The organism is Pedobacter sp. (assembly GCF_965249885.1).
Taxonomy (GTDB): Bacteria; Bacteroidota; Bacteroidia; order Sphingobacteriales; family Sphingobacteriaceae; genus Pedobacter.
The window spans coordinates 1,888,656-1,906,855 of record NZ_OZ252254.1 but is presented as its reverse complement, the minus strand read 5'-3'; the positions used below and the strand labels follow the sequence as shown (position 1 = coordinate 1,906,855).

Sequence of the window (18,200 nt, the reverse complement as noted above, 5' to 3'; positions counted from 1 at the left end):
TTACATTTCTTGAAAAATTTGAATTACACCTATTTTTTTAGCTCGCCGCCGCCGGGCTCTTACTTTTTGACCGCAAAAAGTAACAAAAACTCTCGGTTGCTTATTTTTCTTTCAAAGAAAGGGCTTTGGCTTATTAGTGCAGCCCGAAAAATAAGAGACCGAAAATTAGCTGAACGAAGATTTGAAGCGCTATCGCTAGCGAATTAAATAATTCTCCTATCCCGAACTTAAGTTAAATTTGTAATCCTTAAAACAACCATCTTTAATCGATCATAAAATGATGAAAAATTTTTTACTCTCTACAGCGTTTCTCATTACACTTTCGTTCTGTTCCTTTGCACAAAACCAAAATATCAACAATTTTAACTTCCTACTTGGAAAATGGGAAATGAAGACCAAAAATGGAAAGGTAGTTGAACGCTGGACAAAACATCGCGATAGCTTAACAGCAACATCACATAAGTTTGATGCGAAAGGAGATAGCATTTTAACGGAGGCGGTGGTGTTAAAGAAAATCGATGGCGTTTGGCATTATTGCGTTACCGGATTTGAAAAGGGAAACGAAGGCAAAACGAATTTTAAATTAGTTGCTTGGACAAGCAACATCTTCACTTTCGAAAATAAACAGCACGATTTTCCCCAAAAAATCAGTTATCAAAACAAAGGCAAAGAAGAGCTTTTAGCTTGGATTGAAGGAAATATCAATGGAAAAACCAGAAAAATTAGTTTCCCCTATGTTAAGCAGAAATAAACTGCTGGGCATTAACCAATCTTTACAGAAGTCATAGTTAAGGAGCCGCCTACCGCTTTATCGTTAAACAAATTAACCTCTTCGGTAGCCGTTTGCAAACCTAAAACATACATCAAAGGCAAATAATGTTCTGGCGTTGGGATAGCTAATTTTACCTCCGAACCCATTTGCTCATATTGAATCAAACTTCGGTGATCTTTATTCAGAATAGCCGATTTGAATTTTTCATTCGCTTCTACTGCCCAATCGTAACCACCGCCATTGATCATTTCCCAACTTAGCATCCGCAGGTTATGCACCATATTGCCACTACCTAAAATCAATACACCTTTTTTTCGCAAAGCGGATATCTCTTTAGCCAATTCGTAATGATAAGCGGGGCCCTTGGTATAATCAATACTCAGTTGTAGTACTGGAATATCAGCCTGTGGATACATGTGACGAATTACCGTCCATGCGCCATGGTCTAAGCCCCAATCGTGGTTCAACTCCACATGTGTCGATTTGATCAGTTGAACTGTTTCCTGCGCTAAGGCTGGGTTTCCGGGTGCGGGATATTGCACATCAAAAAGTGCCTGCGGAAAACCTCCAAAATCATGTATGGTTGGAGGAAAATCCATTGCAGTTATTTTAGTTCCGTTGGTAAACCAATGCGCCGAAACTACCAAAATTGCTTTAGGCACCGGAATAGCTTTAGCCACATTTGCCCAACCCGTACTAAATTCATTCAATTCAATCCCGTTCATTGGCGAGCCATGCCCCATAAATATGGTCGGCATCACATCGCTTTGCGGCAAGTTAGCTGTAAATTGATTGAATTGTTTAAGTGTATCCATTTTAGTCGAATGATAAGCTACAAATGCACAAATTGATTTAAATATTTCATCTAAAAGCTGTGCATTTGTAGCACAGCCCTACTTGGCTTGAGCAAATTGCAAGTTCAAAGTGATGTTCACGTCTTTACCTATACCTGCACCAGTTGGATCGTACTTTACGTTATAGTCTAAACGGTTAATAGTAGTAGTGGCTAAAAAGCCTGCTTTAGTGTTTCCTTGCTGATCTTTTGCCGTACCACCGTAAACTACCGCAAAAGTTACATCTTTAGTTACATCTCTGATGGTAAGTTTTCCTGTTAAGCTATATTTGTTTCCGCTTATCTTTTTGAAAGAAGTGCTTACAAATTTTAAGGTTGGAAATTTCTCGGCATTAAAGAAATCATCAGATTTCAAGTGATTATCTCTCATATCAACGCCGGTATAAATGCTAGATGCCTCCACGGTAAAATTGATTTTCGCATCAGTTAAATCTGGTTTCGAAGCTACAATTTCGCCACTAAATTTTTTAAATGATCCATCTACAAAAGAAATACCCGAATGTTTAACCGAAAAGTTAACGAAGGAATGCGCTGGGTCGGTTGTCCACTTAGTTTGTGCAAAAGTTGCCAAGCTCAAACTAGTGGCTACTAAAAATAAAAATAATCTTTTCATCGCTATTGTCTTTAAATTTGAATACAAAATTACAACAGCAGTTTTCCTTAAAGGTTGATGTATGTTAAGAAAGCACTTAGAGGCTGTCCAGCGTTTTTCGTTTCAAATCGTTTTTAAACTGCGATGGTGTTAAGCCTGTTTCTTTTTTAAACTGAGCTGATAAATGGGCTACACTACTGTAATTCAGTTGAAACGCAATTTCACTTAGCGTAAGCTCTCCATAGCTCAACAATTCTTTGGCTCGTTCTATTTTTTGTTGGATATAATAATGCTCAATCGTATTGCCTTCCTCGGCCGAAAATAAATTACTTAACGAAGTGTAATCTGTATTGAGCTGCTTGCTCAAATAAGCAGACAGATTTGTTTTCAAAGGCGCTTGATTGTAGTGCGCTAATTGTACAATGCAAGCTTTAATTTGATTTACAAGCGCTTTTTTTTTGTCTTCCAAAAGTTCGAAGCCCAAATGCTCTAGCCCTTGTTTTAATTGCAAATATGCTTGTTCATCCAAGCTTTGCTGCTGAAGCTCTACTTCGCCCAATTGCACATTAACTGCCTGTAAGTGCTGATCTACCAATAGTTTTTCTACGGCCATTTTACAGCGATCACAAACCATATTTTTAATGTATAGCTTCATAAACACTAAAATAGGGATTTATTTTCTCCTCATTATCAATTGGCAAATATTTCAACTTTAACCCGACAAACTACAGATAAGAGATGAGCTAGTTTCATTTTATCGCTTTTCTGAATAACTTAGCGCAAAACAAATTATCATGAATAAACTTTTACTTCTTTTTGCCATGTTGCTTTGCGGTTTTACCCATGCGGCAAAGCCGAAATATCAATACGTTAAAATTAGTACTACCAAAGGCGAGTGCATCATTAAACTCTACAACGAAACACCGCTGCACCGCGACAATTTTATAAAATTAGCCAAAGAGGGCTACTATAATGGTACTATTTTTCACAGAGTGATTAAGGATTTTATGATCCAAGGTGGTGATCCCGATTCTAAAAATGCTACCCCGGAGGCGATGTTAGGCAATGGCGGCCCAACATATACTGTACCAGCTGAGTTTAGGGACAGTCTATTTCACAAAAAGGGAGTTTTAGCAGCAGCAAGAGACAATAATCCTGAAAAGGCATCAAGCGGGAGCCAGTTCTATTTGGTGCAAGGCAAAGTTTTTACCGACGAACAATTGGATAACGTAGAAAAAAACAGACTAAAACATAAAATCCCGGAGGATCAACGAGCCGTTTACAAAACTTTGGGCGGAACGCCTCATTTGGATAGAAATTATACCGTTTACGGCGAAGTGGTAAAAGGAATAGCTATGATTGACAACATTGCGTCCTTGGAAACTGGAAATGCAAACCGACCAAAGGAAGATGTAAAGATGACTGTAACAGTGCTGAAAAAAAGAGAAGCAAAACGCCTTGAAAAAGAATTGAATAAAATGGCCAAAGCCGTTAAATAGCATGCATACTGCCTTTGATTTAAAACGATGGCAATGAGTAAAGTATAAAAATGAAAATTATATCATATAACGTAAATGGCATACGTGCCGCAGCAACCAAAGGCTTGTTTACTTGGCTACAAGCTACCGATGCCGATATGGTTTGCCTACAGGAAGTAAAAGCTTTAAAAGAACAAATTCCAGATATCATATCGCTGATAGAACATTTGGGTTATCATCATTACTGGTTCCCTGCTGAAAAAAAAGGATACAGTGGCGTAGCTATACTTACAAAAGTACTTCCCAACCACGTGGAGTTTGGTTGTGGAGAGCCTTGGATAGATGCTGAAGGAAGAATTTTAAGAGCAGATTTTGACGGATTTTCTTTGATGAGCGTGTACCTGCCTTCTGGCTCCAGCGGCGATGAAAGGCAAGCGAAAAAATACGAATTCATGAAGTTTTTTGAAGGCTATATTGCCGAATTGAGAGTGCATTATCCCAACTTGATCATTTCAGGGGATTACAACATTTGCCATAAAGCAATCGACATTCATAATCCAAAATCCAACGCAAATTCTTCTGGGTTTTTACCCGAAGAGCGTGAGTGGATGGAGCTTTTCATCAACAGTGGTTTTATCGATTCGTTCAGACATTTCAACCAAGATCCGCATCATTACACCTGGTGGAGCTACCGTGCAGGCGCTCGCGGCAAAAACTTGGGCTGGCGTATTGATTACCACCTCACTACACGAGAAATGGAGCATCGCCTAAAGAATGTACGCATTTTACCTGATGCCCTACATAGCGACCATTGCCCTATTTTATTGGAACTACAATAAAGTTAAATTAGTTAATTGTTGAAACTGTTTAACCGCAGCCAAGCAATTAACCGATAAGCGATTAAACCGTTAACCAAATATGCTGATAACCAATATTAAAGCCCTAGTTGGCGTTCATCCAAAGGAACAACTTTTTCTTCGCGGCAGCGAATTAAACCAACTTCCCGTGTTGGAAAATGCTTGGCTGCTGCTAAAGGACGGTTTGATTAAGGATTTTGGATTGATGAGCAATCTACGTACACCCGAGGGCAACTTAGAGGTGGTAAATGCCGAAGGGCGTTTCGTATTCCCATCATGGTGCGATAGCCACACCCATATTGTTTTTGCCGCACCCAGGGAAGAAGAATTTGCACTTAAAATTGCTGGAAAAACCTACGAAGAAATCGCAGCTGCCGGCGGTGGAATTTTAAACTCTGCGGCAAAATTGAAAAAAGCTACGGAGGAAGAACTTTTCGAAAGTGCAAGCATCAGGCTAATCGATATGATCAAGCAAGGCACTGGGGCGGTAGAAATCAAAAGTGGTTATGGACTAACCTTAGAAAGCGAGCTGAAAATGCTGAGGGTCATCAAAAGGCTTAAAGCGGCTTTTCCTATTCCCATTAAAGCTACTTTGCTTGCGGCACACGCTTATCCTTCAGTATTTAGAGACAACCATCAAGGGTACATTGATCTTATCATTAATGAATTATTGCCACAAGTAGCTGCCGAAAATTTAGCAGATTATATTGATGTTTTTTGCGAAAAAGGGTTTTTTAATCTGCAGGAAACCGCTCAAATTTTAACTGCGGCGTCGCAATACGGTTTGCCCCAAAAAATCCACGCAAATCAGTTATCCGTTTCTGGAGCTGCAGAACTTGGCGTGGCACATCAAGCGGTAACCGTTGACCATCTAGAAGAAACAGACGATAAAGTACTTACAACGTTGAGCAAAAGCAGCACCATCGCTACGCTACTCCCTTCCTGTTCCTTTTACATCAACATCCCTTTTGCCAACGCTAAAGGACTGATTGAAAACAACGCCATTGTTGCTTTAGCAAGTGATTATAATCCAGGATCGACTCCATCAGGTAATATGAATTTTGTAGTGTCGTTAGGTTGTATTAAACTTAAAATGACCCCGCAGCAAGCTATTAATGCTGCCACCTTAAACGGAGCGGCAGCCATGCAAATCAGCCATGAAGTAGGGAGTATCGCCATTGGCAAGAAAGCCAACCTTTTTATTACCCGACCAATGACTTCGTTAGCTTATTTACCTTATAGTTTTGGACAAAGTCAAATAGAAAATGTAATTTTAAATGGGGAGCTTTATCATGCCTAGTTTTCGTATTTTTTCGCAAAGCGATATTTTAAGTCTGGTTAATAAACGTACTGGTGAAACCAAAATCGGTGAAAAAGTAGCCATATATCAACCTACAGATGAAAAAATAGACAATCAATGCCTGCCACTTGGCAAAGCAATTTCCATAAATGAGCTCAAAAGGTACAGTGCAAAATTTGTGCTTTTAGGTATTCCAGAAGACATCGGGGTTAGAGCTAACCATGGCATTGGAGGAGCGCAAACTGCGTGGCGCCCTGCACTGCAATCCCTACTTAATATGCAGCAAAATGCTTTTTTTAAAGGCGAAAACATCCTTGTTTTAGGCGAATTCAACATTCCCGAAAATAGCGCTAAGGATACAGAAAACCTGCACAAAAGCGTAAACCAACTAGACGATTTAGTTTATCCAATGATCCACGCCATTGTGGCTGCCGGCAAAGTCCCTGTGGTAATTGGCGGGGGCCACAATAACTGTTACCCCATTATCAAAGGCGTTTCATTAGCGATAAATGCCAAAATAGATGTGCTCAATATTGATGCTCACGCTGATTTGCGAAATCCTGACGAAGGCAGACATAGTGGAAACGGATTCAGCACCGCCATTAAACATCACTTTTTAGATCAATACCGAATATTGGGTCTAAATCAAAACTATATTTCCCAAGCACAACTTGATTTCATTGCACAAAGCGACAACGTAAAAGCGTTTTATTTAGAAGATATATTGGCGTACCAGCAAGACCTAAGGGTAACCGCAGAAATCCTCTTAAATCGGACTAAATTAGCGCTAGGGCTAGAAATTGATTTAGACAGCATCACAGGTACGCTATCCAGTGCAAGCACACCCAGCGGTTTTACATTGAACGAAGTGCGACAACTGTTGCTACAACTACAAAGAAAGTTTAAATATTTGCATATCTGCGAAGGCGCCTATCAGTTAGCTAACGGGCAGACAGACTACAGCATTGGTAAAAAAATTTCGCTCTTAGTTAGTGACTTTATCAGAAGCCACCAGCTAACCTAAAGCTCTTCATCTTCGTAACGTTGCGCCGCTTTGGCCATAATTTCCATATCGGCCAACTGTTTTGCGGTTAAGGGCTCTTCCTGCTCCTGCATCTCAAAAATAGCAATCATAGTGTCCTCGTATTGCTTTGCGGTAGTAATTCTAAAGTCCTTTTCCATTTTTGAAAGTATTGAGATTTGAGTATCAAGTATCGAGATTATATTTCAATTTTTATAATTCCACTAGGTGTAATGCACAAATCCAAACGAATGTCATTATCGTGCACATCCGAAATCTCTTCCTGCAAAACATCAAATAAGGAAACGCCTACTTTAACGGTTTCAATCTCTGACAGAAACCTATCGTAAAATCCTTTGCCATAGCCAACCCTGTAGCCACGAAGATCAAATGCCAGTAAGGGTACCAAAACCATGTCTATTTTCCCATCAAATGGTTTGGTGGTTTGTGGCTCAGATATCTGATAAGCATTCGTTTTCAAATCATCTTTTTGGAATAAATGATGGCTCATAGAATGATCATCAAAATTGGCTTTTGGCACTACAACATGTATTTGCGGATGATTTTGCTGCAACCAATTGATCATAAGAAAGGTATCTGGCTCTCTTTTCTCAACAATAGGTAAAAAAACGTGAACCGCATTAACACCGTCAAAATTCAAAGTCTTAAACTGGGCCAGCAAAAGCTGATTGAGGGCTAAGAAATCATCCTCACTAAGCGCTTTTCGTTGCTGTAAGCTTTGTTTCCTCAGTGTTGATTTTAGCATCGCTATTAAATAATTAGAAGCTACAAAGATGGGCTGGCAAGGCTATAGAAATAGACTAGGCTCAGCGGTAGTTTCTCGAAGGTATAAAAAAAGATGGCTTCGGGAACCACTCCGAAGCCACAATCAACCTAAACCTAAAACTAAACTATGAAAATTTATTTTACTCTTTCTATGTAATCCCCTGTTTTGGTGTCAACCTTAACTTTATCGCCTTGGTTAATAAACATTGGTACACGTATTTCAACTCCAGTTTCAACAGTTGCATATTTTTGCGCATTTGTTGAAGTATTGCCTTTTACTGCAGGCTCAGTGTAGGTAATTTCCAACTCTACGTTTTGAGGCAACTGAGCCATAATTGGTTCTTCACTTTCGAAAGCAACAATTACGTTCATTCCTTCTTTCAAGAACTTTACACCTTCACCAAATAAAAACTTTGGCACATTGTATTGTTCGTAACTAGTGTTGTCCATAATTACCAAGAAAGTACCATCTTCGTACAAATATTGATAATCGTTGGTCTCTACACGGCAAATTTCTACCTCTTCGTCAACACGGAAACGATATTCAACCAATTTACCGGTTTTTACGTTACGCATTTTTGCTTGATAGAAAGCTCTTAAATTTCCTGGCGTACGGTGAATAAACTCTTCTACCTGTATCAATTCTCCGTTAAAGCGAAGAATATTTCCATTTTTAATATCAGATGCTTTTGCCATTTTCTTTGAAATTTACGCCTATAATCTCGGCCTCATTTCGTGCCGCAAAGGTATAGACTATTTTTTAATTAAACAATAGTGATTTTAAAATATTTTTTTGTCGTGCTTCTAAATGATTTAAACTCATATTTTAACACATTTATCATTATTTTTTTACGTTTTGTAATCTAGTATATTCAGCCTGTGTTCACAAAACTCATACTCATAAGGCTGATTAGATCCCACCAAAACTAATCTATTTTTGGCAAATTTCTCCACTAATTCCAAATACCATTGATTACCTTGAGCATCTAAATTAGAAGTGGGTTCGTCTAAAACCAAAATTGGCGTATCGGAACAAAATGCCAACACCAGCTTGGTGCGCTGCTTCATTCCGGAAGAGAAATACTTCAGCGGCTTGTCCTCTGCCTTGTTTAATGCCAATAAATCAAGTACGCTGGAAGCATTAAGCCCCATCTGGTATTTTTTAAATTGAAAATGGAAGTCGATGGTTTCCTGTAAGGTAAATTCTTCCACCAAATCCAAGTATGGCGCTGCTAAGCTTACGTGGTTAAATATCTGTTCTGCTGTTAGCGCTTTGTCGTGTGCATAGCTAATTTTTCCTTCCGAGGGTGTCAAGCTGCCCAACAATACACTTAGCAAAGTAGACTTTCCCGAACCATTTGGCCCCAAAATAGCATATTTATTTTCTGAAGAAAAAGTATAGTCGATCCCTTTAAAGATCCACTCCCTATTGAATCGCCTACCTAAATTCTCTAGCGTTATTTGCATGTTGAATTATCCGCCTGTGCCAAAACCTCTCATTACGCCCCTATTAGAGTTGCGTATAAAGTCAACGATTTCATCTCTGATTTCTGTGGGTTGGAATTCGGCTTCAATCATATCCAGTGCCTTGGTTACATTGTTGTTCTTCACAAAAAGTACACGGTAAATTTCCTGTATCTCGTTGATTTGATTAGAAGAAAATCCTCTACGACGTAGACCTACGGAATTGATCCCGACATAAGACAGTGGCTCACGAGCAGCTTTCACGTAAGGAGGAACATCTTTACGCACTAATGAACCGCCTGTAACGAACGCATGCGAACCTACTTTTACAAACTGGTGAATCGCTACCAAACCCGCTAAAACCACATAATCACCAATGGTAATATGACCTGCCAAAGTGGTACTGTTTGAAAAGATGCAGTTGTTGCCCACCTGGCAATCATGTGCGATGTGTGAATAAGCCTGGATTAAGCAATTGCTTCCAATTACCGTTTTCCACTTATCCTTTGTGCCGCGGTTAACGGTTACACACTCTCGGATTGTAGTGTTATCACCAATTTCAGCGGTGGTGATTTCTCCGGCAAACTTTAAATCCTGCGGCACCCCTGAGATTACCGAACCTGGAAAAATCCTACAATTTTTACCAATGCGGGCGCCATCCATGATCACCACGTTAGATCCAATCCATGTGCCTTCGCCAATTTCTACATCTTTGTGTATTACTGCAAAAGGTTCAACTACTACGTTATCGGCAATTTTTGCTTGCGGATGTATATATGCTAATGGTTGTATCATTTAATAGTGGTGGTTTCGTTATCTTTAACTTTTACAATTTGCGCCATCATTTCAGCCTCTACAACAACCTTTTCACCAACCATTCCTACACCTTTCATTTGCGCAATCCCTCTTCTAATTGGCTCCATCAAATCGCACCTAAACACAATAGTATCACCAGGCATTACCTGAGATCTAAAACGTACATTGTCGATTTTCAAAAAGTAAGTAAGGTAATTTTCAGGATCGGGAACGGTGCTAAGCACTAAAATTCCGCCAGTTTGCGCCATTGCTTCAATCTGTATCACACCTGGAAAAACGGGAGCTCCCGGGAAATGTCCTTTAAAAAACTCCTCGTTCATGGACACATTTTTTAGTCCCACTACGTGTGTTTTGGTAAGCTCTAGTACTTTGTCCACAAATAAAAATGGTTGCCTGTGGGGCAAAATTTTCATGATATCTACCACATCAAAAAGTGGCTTGGCATTGATATCGTAGGCATTAAGTTTTTTCTTGCCTTTATCTTTTTTGATAGCTGCCTTAATTTTTTTTGCGAAAGCAACATTTGCCGCGTGACCTGGCCTTGCCGCCATGATATGGCCTTTCAAGTGCATCCCAACCAAGGCTAAATCGCCAATCATATCTAGCAATTTATGGCGGGCAGGCTCATTTTGATAACGCAGCTCCATGTTATTTAAAATCCCTTGGGGAGCTACATCAATTTCTTCTCTATTAAAGATTTTAGCTAAGTGGCTCAACTCATCTTTAGTCACCTCCTTATCCACAATCACAATAGCGTTGTTTAAATCGCCGCCTTTAATGAGATTATTTTGAAGTTGATATTCTAGCTCATGCAAAAAGCAAAAAGTCCTGCAGGAGGCAATTTCCTTTTTAAACTCACTGATGGTTGAAATCCCGGCATGCTGACTTCCCAAAACCGGAGAATTATAGTCAATCATACAAGTGAAGCGATAGTCGTCCAAAGGCATTGCTACAATTTCAACACTTCTATCAGGCTCAGTGTAAGTAATATTGTGAGGAATGGTATAGTATTCTCTATCAGCATGTTGAACAGAAACACCAACTTGCTCAAGCGCTTCAATGAACTTAATTGAACTACCATCCATAATTGGCGTTTCAGGACCATTTAGCTTCACCAACACATTATCCAAATCCATTCCAACTAAAGCAGCCATAACGTGTTCAACGGTACTTACGCTGGCACCATTCTGGGTAATAGTAGTGCCTCTTGCCGTATCCGTTACATTATCGCAATCGGCGTCAACAATTGGCTCACCAGGCAAATCAATTCTCTGAAATTTAAATCCATGATTTTCTGGTGCTGGACAAAATGTTAAAGTTACATTAGCTCCTGTATGTAGTCCTACCCCTTTAACTGATATCTCGCCTTTTATAGTTCTTTGTTTAACGTTCATTATGGTGTTTGTGTTGTTGTCATTTTCTCTACAAGAGTTTTGAGCGCTGCAATTTGGGCTTCTAACTCTCTTACTCTTTTATCAACCTCTGGCAACTTTTTAAAAATCACGGTTGAGCGCATCCATTCTTTCAAAGGCTGTGCCGGGCTACCGTGCCATTGTTTATTTTCTTCGGTATCAAAATTTATTCCTGCCTGAGCGCCAATTTGAGTTTTGTTACCTAAATTTAAATGTCCTGCGATGCCCACTTGGCCTCCAATTACAGAATTGGAACCTAACTTAGTACTTCCAGAAATACCCGTTTGAGCGGCAACAACAGTATGTGCGCCAACTTCTACGTTATGCGCAATTTGTATCAAGTTATCTAATTTCACGCCTTTACGCACAAATGTAGAACCCATTGTTGCCCTATCAATTGCTGTATTAGCGCCAATTTCTACATCATCCTCAATCACAACATTGCCAATCTGAGCAATTTTATTGTAAGAGCCGTCCGCTTGTGGTGCAAATCCAAAACCATCGCTACCAATAACAGTATTAGAATGGATAATTACGCTATTGCCCAATACAGAACGTTTGTAGATTTTTACTCCAGGATATAACACGCAGTTTTTTCCCAAAGTGCTATTGGCACCTATAAAAGTTTGTGCGTTTAGCTTACAGCCGTCGCCAATTTCTACATTTTCCTCAATGCAACAAAACGGGCCAATGTACACGTTTTTACCAATTTTTGCCGATGGATGAACGTAAGAAGAACTGTGGATACCCACCTCGTTTTCAGAGGCATTGGCAAATTCATTGTATTTATCCAGCAAAACAGAAAAAGCACTGTAAGGATCCTTAACCTTTACCAATGTGCTTTTAACAGGTTGCGTTGCAACAAAATCTTGCGAAACTATCACTACAGAGGCAGCTGTAGTATATAAATAGTTTTCATATTTAGGATTTGATAAAAAACAGAGCGAGCCAGCAGCACCATCCTCTATTTTAGAAAGCGTACTTACTTTAGCGTTCTCGTCGCCTTCTACCGTTCCATTTAAAAATTCGCCTATCTGCTTGGCAGTAAATTGCATGTTACAAAGTTAAATGTTAAATTGATATGAACAAATTATCAATAATCACTAATGTTGTGAGACGAATTAACGGGTTTTTTGGCTCATTATTTTGTTAAAAATTGCTAAATCCCTCTAACGTAACAGAGTATGTGCTTCTTAACGGTTTTGTCAAGCGACTCTAGATTGGATAAATCCGACGCTTTTGCGATATCTAACAAAGTGCCATTTTTCATTAAAATATTGATGTTACTGCTCTCAGCATTGTAAGCTCGGTTGGTTATTGTGTCGGTAAAAACGAAATACGACACATCCTCTTCAGAAATATCTAGGGCAACCGAAGTTTGAAATGCCAACCGCTGCAAGCGCTGTGGATCTGGCGCTTCATTGCTGATCTCTACTTTATACAATTTTCTGGCATTTAACATCTTGCAAAGCTTCGAAAGAATTACGTCGTCACTATCCGCCCATACTTTCACTGACGCATAAATATCCTGATCATCAAGCTTTGAGAACTGCTGTAAGTGAATTTCTTCCTCAAAAAAATTTGCGGCATTTACGTCGTTTTGCAAGAAGTGTTGTAGCGCTGGCGTAGCAAACAAGGTTATTCCCGCAGCCGCTAACTCTTTGGCACGTTCTAAAATCTTCACTAAAAGCTGCTCGCCAGCTACCACAGTTTTATGCAAATACACCTGCCAGTACATCAAACGGCGGGCTATTAAAAACTTTTCTACAGAGTAGATGCCTTTTTCTTCCACCACCAACTGATCATCAACAATATTGAACATTTTGATGATGCGGTCGAAACTGATTACGCCCTCGCTAACCCCGGTATAAAAACTATCTCGGTTAAGGTAGTCCATTCTATCCAAATCAACCTGTCCTGAAATTAATTGGCAGAAAAACTTGCGGTGGTACTTGCCTCTAAAAATCTGAATAGCGGTGTTTAGCCTACCTCCAAACTCATCGTTGAGCTTGTCCATCATTAATAAGGAAATATCTTCGTGTCTAATTCCGTGGGCCAAAGTATGCTCCAAAGCATGTGAAAATGGCCCGTGGCCAATGTCGTGAAGTAAGATGGCAATGGTTGCCGCTTCCTCTTCCTCTGGACTTATTTCATGACCTTTGTTTTTAAGCACTTCTAAGGCTAAGCTCATTAAGTGCATCGCCCCTAAAGCATGATGAAACCTGGTATTTAGCGCTCCTGGATAAACAATGTGGGTCATCGCCAACTGCTTGATATACCTCAAACGTTGGAAATAACGGTGAGAGATCAAATCGAAAACGAGCTCTGACGGTATAGTGATGAACCCATAAACCGGGTCGTTAATTATTTTCTTTTTGTTCATTCTCTAATTTGTTGGCACGTTGCAAGGTTAAAATGTTGGATCGTTGCCAACTGTAAACTAAAAACTGCCAACTATGATTATTGCGGTACAAAAATTGCTAATTTTATCGACAGTAGAAAAGCTGAACGCTTTTTAATCTTTCAAATTACATAAAAAGAACATAAAATGCAGGAAACAAAGATATTATGGGCCGATGATGAAATAAACTTACTAAAACCTCATATTTTATTACTGAACGAAAAAGGCTACGCGGTTAGCACTTTTACCAACGGAAATGATGCATTAGAGGCTTTTGGTAAGGAACATTTTGATTTGGTTTTCCTCGATGAGAATATGCCGGGCCTTACAGGCTTGGAAACACTTTCTGCTATCAAAAATATACGAGACGTGCCCGTTGTGCTGATTACCAAAAGTGAAGAGGAAAATTTGATGGAAGATGCCATTGGCTCTAAAATCGATGACTACTTGATTAAGCCGGTTAATCCAAAGCAGGTATTGCTTACCATCAAAAAACTAATTGACAATAAACGTTTGGTAAGTGAGAAAACTTCTTCGGCCTATCAACAAGATTTCAGGAATATTGGAATGACGCTCAATGATAAATTGAGTTACGAGGAGTGGGTTGATGTGTATAAAAAGCTGATTTTTTGGGAACTGGAGTTAGAAAAATTGGACGATCCGCAGATGCATGAAATTTTGACCATGCAAAAAGCGGAAGCCAATATGCAGTACTCTAAATTTGTGGAAAATAACTACATCGATTGGATTAACGGAAGCGCAGATGCGCCGCTATTTTCCCACGAACTATTGAAGAAAAAGGTTTTTCCGTTGATCAACAGCAACACGCCAGTATTTTTTATTTTGATAGATAACCTGCGTTATGATCAGTGGAAAATCATCAACCCTTTAATTAGCGAACATTTCCGATTAGAAGAAGAAGATACCTATTCGAGTATTTTGCCAACAGCAACACAGTATGCTCGGAATGCAATTTTTTCGGGACTTACGCCTTTGGACATGGAAAAGCGCTTCCCCTCATTGTGGCAAAATGACGATGACGAAGGTGGCAAAAACTTGCATGAAGAAACTTTTTTAGATGATCAGATTAAACGCAGCCTACGAAAAGACTGTAAGTTTAGTTATCATAAAATATTGACTTTTGATCAGGGCAAGGATTTGCTTGACCAAGTGAACAACTTAATGCACAACGAGTTTAATGCCATTGTGTTTAACTTCGTGGATATGCTTTCGCATGCCCGTACAGATATGCAGATGATTAGGGAGCTAGCTAATGATGATGCGGCCTACAGATCATTGACTTTATCTTGGTTTGAACACTCGCCATTATTGGAGCTGATTAAAAAATTGTCGCAGCATCGCATCAAACTAATCATAACTACAGATCACGGTACGATTAGGGTTAAAACGCCGAGTAAAGTAATTGGAGATAGAAGTACCAACACCAATTTACGTTACAAACAGGGCAAAAACCTAAATTACAATCCTAAGGAAGTATTTCTGATTAAAGATCCGCATCAAGCAAAACTGCCAAAAGTGAACATTAGCTCTAATTACATTTTTGCTAAGGAAGATCAATATTTCGTTTATCAGAACAACTATAACCAGTTTGTGAACTATTACAACGAAACTTTCCAGCATGGAGGTATATCAATGGAGGAGATGATTATTCCAATTGTGACTTACACCTCAAAATAAACCCCTCTCTGCCCGTTGGGCATCTCTCCCCAAAAGGGAGAGAACTGTGAAGAGAACTTACTTTGAGCTTAAATTATATTTGAATTTTATATTAAAATGCAGATTACTATCAATAGTCCGGCTGAATTGCATCAAGTCGCCAAAGCATTAATGGAATTTGCTGGCGAGCAAAAATTCTTCATTTTCGATGGCGATATGGGTGCTGGCAAAACCACTTTCATCAAATCGCTTTGCGAAACCTTAGGTGTGGAAGATGTGGTAAGCAGCCCAACATTTTCTATCGTCAATGAATATGAAAGTGAATTTGGCCCTATCTATCACTTTGATTTTTATAGACTAAAAAGCCTCCGCGAAGCTTACGATATTGGCTACGAAGAATATTTTTACAGCGGCAACTACTGCTTAATTGAATGGCCTTCAAAAGTGGAGGAATTAATGCCAGACGAGTATATCAAAGTTCAAATAACCGTTACTGGCAATGAGCAACGGTTATTCGAGTTCATCAAATATTAACTCGTTATTTTGGTTCGCAATCATTGCCCTAATACCAAAATGCGACCTGTCATCTTTTTGCCATCTGCTATTTCTGATCAAGTTTCGTCGCCAAGAGTCGTCGCTTTTTCTTAAGTAGGTTTTAATCGCTAGCTTTGGCGTAACCATATTTTCATACTTAACAAATCCATTTTTTTGGCCATAAAATGAAGCTGGGAAAATTTTAAATCCAACCACAAAACCATACTCTGGTACGGGAAGTTGATATTGCTCTAAGTTTACAACTACCCATTCAGCATGTTTTTCCGCTTTTACCAAAATCTCTTCTGTTAACACTGGTTTTCCTGGGCTTCCATCGGCATTGGCTTCATAAACAGCTACACCAAAAACATTATTCAAATCAACATTAGTTTTTTTTTGAAATGGCTGTTTTGCGACAACAAAATACTGAACTGCAATAATTTTACTGCCTTTATCATAATCGTTTGGAAAAAACCTAGCCTCTTCATATGCATAACTTCCATAATGATTATCGCCGTGGAACAAGGTCATTCCACCACCAACTAAATGCTTGCGGTACTTTTTTGATGTTATGCTAACTTCTCTCAGGTCATAAACTGCCGGCGTTAAATATATGCTGTCGATATTTTTTAGACTACCAATATCAACGTTACGCTTTTGATAGCCTATGGAAGTAATTATTAGTTTTTTAGGCTGCGATATTTTGACCTCAGCCAAATCAAAAGCCCCTCTTTCATCTGTTATTTTAAGGACATTTTGATCCCCGTCTGAAATAGTTGCATTTACAATGGGCAGCTTGGAGGCGGCATCAAGCACAAAGATTTGCGCAAAGGAGCTGAATGGAAATAAAAAAAAGCCCAAACAGCCTATTAAATAGATTTGTTTCATAAAGTAGCGGTATTTGATAACTGCAATAATAACGATTAGAATTTTTAATTGCTGTGATTTTCAGCATATCAATTAGAAGTTATTTTTCGTATCTTCAATTTTTCAAACTACACCATAAATAATGGCTACAGGATTACGCGACGAAATGGCTGCCATTGCTAAAAGAGGGTTGATGCAAACCCAAGAAGCAATGCTAGAAACCGGAAAGAAAAGCAATAGCTTATTTATTGGCATCCCAAAAGAAACTTCATATCAAGAATGCAGGATAGCTTTAACACCGCTTTCTGTGGCACTTTTGGTAAATAATGGACATAAAGTTTTGCTAGAAAGCGGTGCTGGGAATGGTGCAAACTTTAGCGACAAAGATTATAGCGAACAAGGAGCGCAAATCATTTTCAACAAAAAAGATGTTTGGGCTGCCGATATCATCGTAAAAATAGCTCCACCCACACTAGAAGAAATTGAGTTGATGCACAAAGGCCAAACCTTAATTTCGGCCTTACAAGTTGGAACCTTAAAAGCAGAAGTGTTGAAAGCCTTGTTGGGCAAAAAAATCAATGCGCTTTGTTTTGAAAATATCCGTGATGAAGGTAATGTGCTGACCGTAGTACGTGCCATGGGCGAAATAGTAGGCGCTACGTCAATATTTATCGCTGCAGAATATCTGAGCAGTGCCTTTGGAGGGAAAGGTTTGATGTTGGGAGGATTTACTGGTGTACCACCAACAGAAATTGTGATTTTGGGCGCTGGTACAGTAGGTGAATACGCCGCAAGAACTGCATTATCTTTAGGCGCTGAAGTAAAGGTTTTCGATAGTTCGATTTTCAAGCTACGCCGTTTACAAAACAACTTAGGCAACCGCGTCTTTACCTCGGTAATGCAGCCAGTGGTTCTCAAAAAAGCCATCACTACTTGCGATGTAGTAATTGGAGCCATACGCTCTGAACACGGCCGCAGTCCTTGTTTGGTAATGGAAGATACCGTTGCTAAAATGAAACCACACTCGGTAGTGGTTGATGTGAGCATTGACCAAGGTGGATGTTTTGAAACTTCGGAAGTAACTAACCATAAAGCACCTGTTTTTGTAAAACATGATGTGATTCATTATTGCGTACCAAATATTGCTTCGAGAGTACCACGTACCGCTTCTTATGCTTTAACCAATATTTTTGCTCCAATTTTAGTAGACATTGGTGATATGGGTGGCTTGATGAATATGGTATGGAACAGGCCTGGAATTAGGGATGGATTGTACTGCTATCAAGGTCATATTACCAATAAGGATTTGGCTACGATGTACAATTTGCCCTATAAAGATTTAGAGCTTCTCGTACTTTCTAATCAGTAAT

General features: G+C 39.3%; 20 protein-coding genes. 8 read left to right on the top strand and 12 right to left on the bottom strand.

The window, feature by feature from the left end; all coding sequences use genetic code 11:
- Positions 1-277 precede the first annotated feature (277 nt).
- Positions 278-751 carry a DUF6265 family protein gene (locus ACY2A0_RS08110; protein WP_461789057.1) on the top strand — a complete coding sequence of 158 codons (474 nt, stop codon included), beginning with the start codon at positions 278-280 and terminating at the stop codon, positions 749-751.
- A gap of 11 nt (positions 752-762) precedes the next feature.
- Here the strand turns inward: ACY2A0_RS08110 and ygiD are convergent, their stop codons facing one another.
- From ygiD to ACY2A0_RS08095, 3 genes are all read right to left on the bottom strand, one after another.
- Complete coding sequence (gene ygiD, locus ACY2A0_RS08105; RefSeq protein WP_461789056.1) at positions 763-1,587, bottom strand: 4,5-DOPA-extradiol-dioxygenase; 825 nt, start codon at positions 1,585-1,587, stop codon at positions 763-765.
- 78 nt (positions 1,588-1,665) lie between these two features.
- The gene (locus tag ACY2A0_RS08100; protein WP_461789055.1) at positions 1,666-2,238 is read right to left on the bottom strand and encodes a YceI family protein; all 573 of its coding nucleotides are present in this window, start codon (positions 2,236-2,238) and stop codon (positions 1,666-1,668) included.
- Positions 2,239-2,314: 76 nt separating this feature from the next.
- Entirely contained in the window at positions 2,315-2,872 is a 558-nt protein-coding gene (locus tag ACY2A0_RS08095) for a helix-turn-helix domain-containing protein (protein ID WP_461789054.1), read from the bottom strand.
- A 139-nt stretch (positions 2,873-3,011) separates the two neighbouring features.
- Here ACY2A0_RS08095 and ACY2A0_RS08090 point away from each other — a divergent pair, with 139 nt between their 5' ends.
- The 4 genes from ACY2A0_RS08090 (at position 3,012) to ACY2A0_RS08075 (ending at position 6,876) form a co-directional block, all read left to right on the top strand.
- Positions 3,012-3,716 carry a peptidylprolyl isomerase gene (locus tag ACY2A0_RS08090; RefSeq protein WP_461789053.1) on the top strand — a complete coding sequence of 235 codons (705 nt, stop codon included), beginning with the start codon at positions 3,012-3,014 and terminating at the stop codon, positions 3,714-3,716.
- A gap of 50 nt (positions 3,717-3,766) precedes the next feature.
- Positions 3,767-4,534 carry an exodeoxyribonuclease III gene (locus ACY2A0_RS08085; RefSeq protein ID WP_461789052.1) on the top strand — a complete coding sequence of 256 codons (768 nt, stop codon included), beginning with the start codon at positions 3,767-3,769 and terminating at the stop codon, positions 4,532-4,534.
- A 79-nt stretch (positions 4,535-4,613) separates the two neighbouring features.
- Positions 4,614-5,852 (top strand): imidazolonepropionase, encoded by a 1,239-nt coding sequence (hutI, locus tag ACY2A0_RS08080; RefSeq protein WP_461789051.1) that lies wholly within the window; start codon positions 4,614-4,616, stop codon positions 5,850-5,852.
- Complete coding sequence (locus ACY2A0_RS08075; RefSeq protein WP_461789050.1) at positions 5,845-6,876, top strand: formimidoylglutamase; 1,032 nt, start codon at positions 5,845-5,847, stop codon at positions 6,874-6,876. Before hutI ends, ACY2A0_RS08075 begins: the two co-directional genes overlap by 8 nt.
- Here the strand turns inward: ACY2A0_RS08075 and ACY2A0_RS08070 are convergent.
- The 8 genes from ACY2A0_RS08070 to ACY2A0_RS08035 form a co-directional block, all read right to left on the bottom strand.
- Entirely contained in the window at positions 6,873-7,034 is a 162-nt protein-coding gene (locus ACY2A0_RS08070; RefSeq protein ID WP_461789049.1) for a hypothetical protein, read from the bottom strand. The genes ACY2A0_RS08075 and ACY2A0_RS08070 overlap by 4 nt on opposite strands.
- A 38-nt stretch (positions 7,035-7,072) precedes the next feature.
- On the bottom strand, positions 7,073-7,639 hold the full coding sequence (locus ACY2A0_RS08065; protein WP_461789048.1) for a 5-formyltetrahydrofolate cyclo-ligase: 567 nt from the start codon (positions 7,637-7,639) through the stop codon (positions 7,073-7,075).
- 155 nt (positions 7,640-7,794) lie between these two features.
- On the bottom strand, positions 7,795-8,355 hold the full coding sequence (gene efp, locus ACY2A0_RS08060) for an elongation factor P (protein ID WP_461789047.1): 561 nt from the start codon (positions 8,353-8,355) through the stop codon (positions 7,795-7,797).
- 153 nt (positions 8,356-8,508) lie between these two features.
- A complete protein-coding gene (locus ACY2A0_RS08055) occupies positions 8,509-9,126 on the bottom strand; it encodes an ABC transporter ATP-binding protein (protein ID WP_461789046.1) in 618 nt (205 codons plus the stop codon).
- Between the two features lie 6 nt (positions 9,127-9,132).
- The gene (lpxA, locus tag ACY2A0_RS08050; protein WP_113638158.1) at positions 9,133-9,918 is read right to left on the bottom strand and encodes an acyl-ACP--UDP-N-acetylglucosamine O-acyltransferase; all 786 of its coding nucleotides are present in this window, start codon (positions 9,916-9,918) and stop codon (positions 9,133-9,135) included.
- A complete protein-coding gene (locus ACY2A0_RS08045; RefSeq protein ID WP_461789045.1) occupies positions 9,915-11,333 on the bottom strand; it encodes a bifunctional UDP-3-O-[3-hydroxymyristoyl] N-acetylglucosamine deacetylase/3-hydroxyacyl-ACP dehydratase in 1,419 nt (472 codons plus the stop codon). Before ACY2A0_RS08045 ends, lpxA begins: the two co-directional genes overlap by 4 nt.
- Positions 11,333-12,406, bottom strand: coding sequence for a UDP-3-O-(3-hydroxymyristoyl)glucosamine N-acyltransferase (lpxD, locus tag ACY2A0_RS08040; protein ID WP_461789044.1), 1,074 nt, complete (start codon positions 12,404-12,406; stop codon positions 11,333-11,335). The genes ACY2A0_RS08045 and lpxD overlap by 1 nt, the downstream gene beginning before the upstream one ends.
- Before the next feature lie 104 nt (positions 12,407-12,510).
- Entirely contained in the window at positions 12,511-13,734 is a 1,224-nt protein-coding gene (locus ACY2A0_RS08035) for an HD domain-containing protein (protein ID WP_461789043.1), read from the bottom strand.
- 165 nt (positions 13,735-13,899) lie between these two features.
- On the opposite strand from ACY2A0_RS08035, the gene porX reads away from it, so the two are divergent.
- Positions 13,900-15,450 (top strand): T9SS response regulator signal transducer PorX, encoded by a 1,551-nt coding sequence (porX, locus tag ACY2A0_RS08030; RefSeq protein WP_461789042.1) that lies wholly within the window; start codon positions 13,900-13,902, stop codon positions 15,448-15,450.
- Between the two features lie 96 nt (positions 15,451-15,546).
- Positions 15,547-15,963 carry a tRNA (adenosine(37)-N6)-threonylcarbamoyltransferase complex ATPase subunit type 1 TsaE gene (gene tsaE, locus ACY2A0_RS08025; RefSeq protein WP_461789041.1) on the top strand — a complete coding sequence of 139 codons (417 nt, stop codon included), beginning with the start codon at positions 15,547-15,549 and terminating at the stop codon, positions 15,961-15,963.
- On the opposite strand, the gene ACY2A0_RS08020 is transcribed toward tsaE, so the two are convergent.
- Complete coding sequence (locus ACY2A0_RS08020; RefSeq protein WP_461789040.1) at positions 15,940-16,851, bottom strand: peptidase associated/transthyretin-like domain-containing protein; 912 nt, start codon at positions 16,849-16,851, stop codon at positions 15,940-15,942. The two genes, tsaE and ACY2A0_RS08020, sit on opposite strands and share 24 nt — an antisense overlap.
- Positions 16,852-16,972: 121 nt before the next feature.
- Here ACY2A0_RS08020 and ACY2A0_RS08015 point away from each other — a divergent pair, with 121 nt between their 5' ends.
- Positions 16,973-18,199, top strand: coding sequence for an alanine dehydrogenase (locus ACY2A0_RS08015; RefSeq protein ID WP_461789039.1), 1,227 nt, complete (start codon positions 16,973-16,975; stop codon positions 18,197-18,199).
- Position 18,200 lies beyond the last annotated feature (1 nt).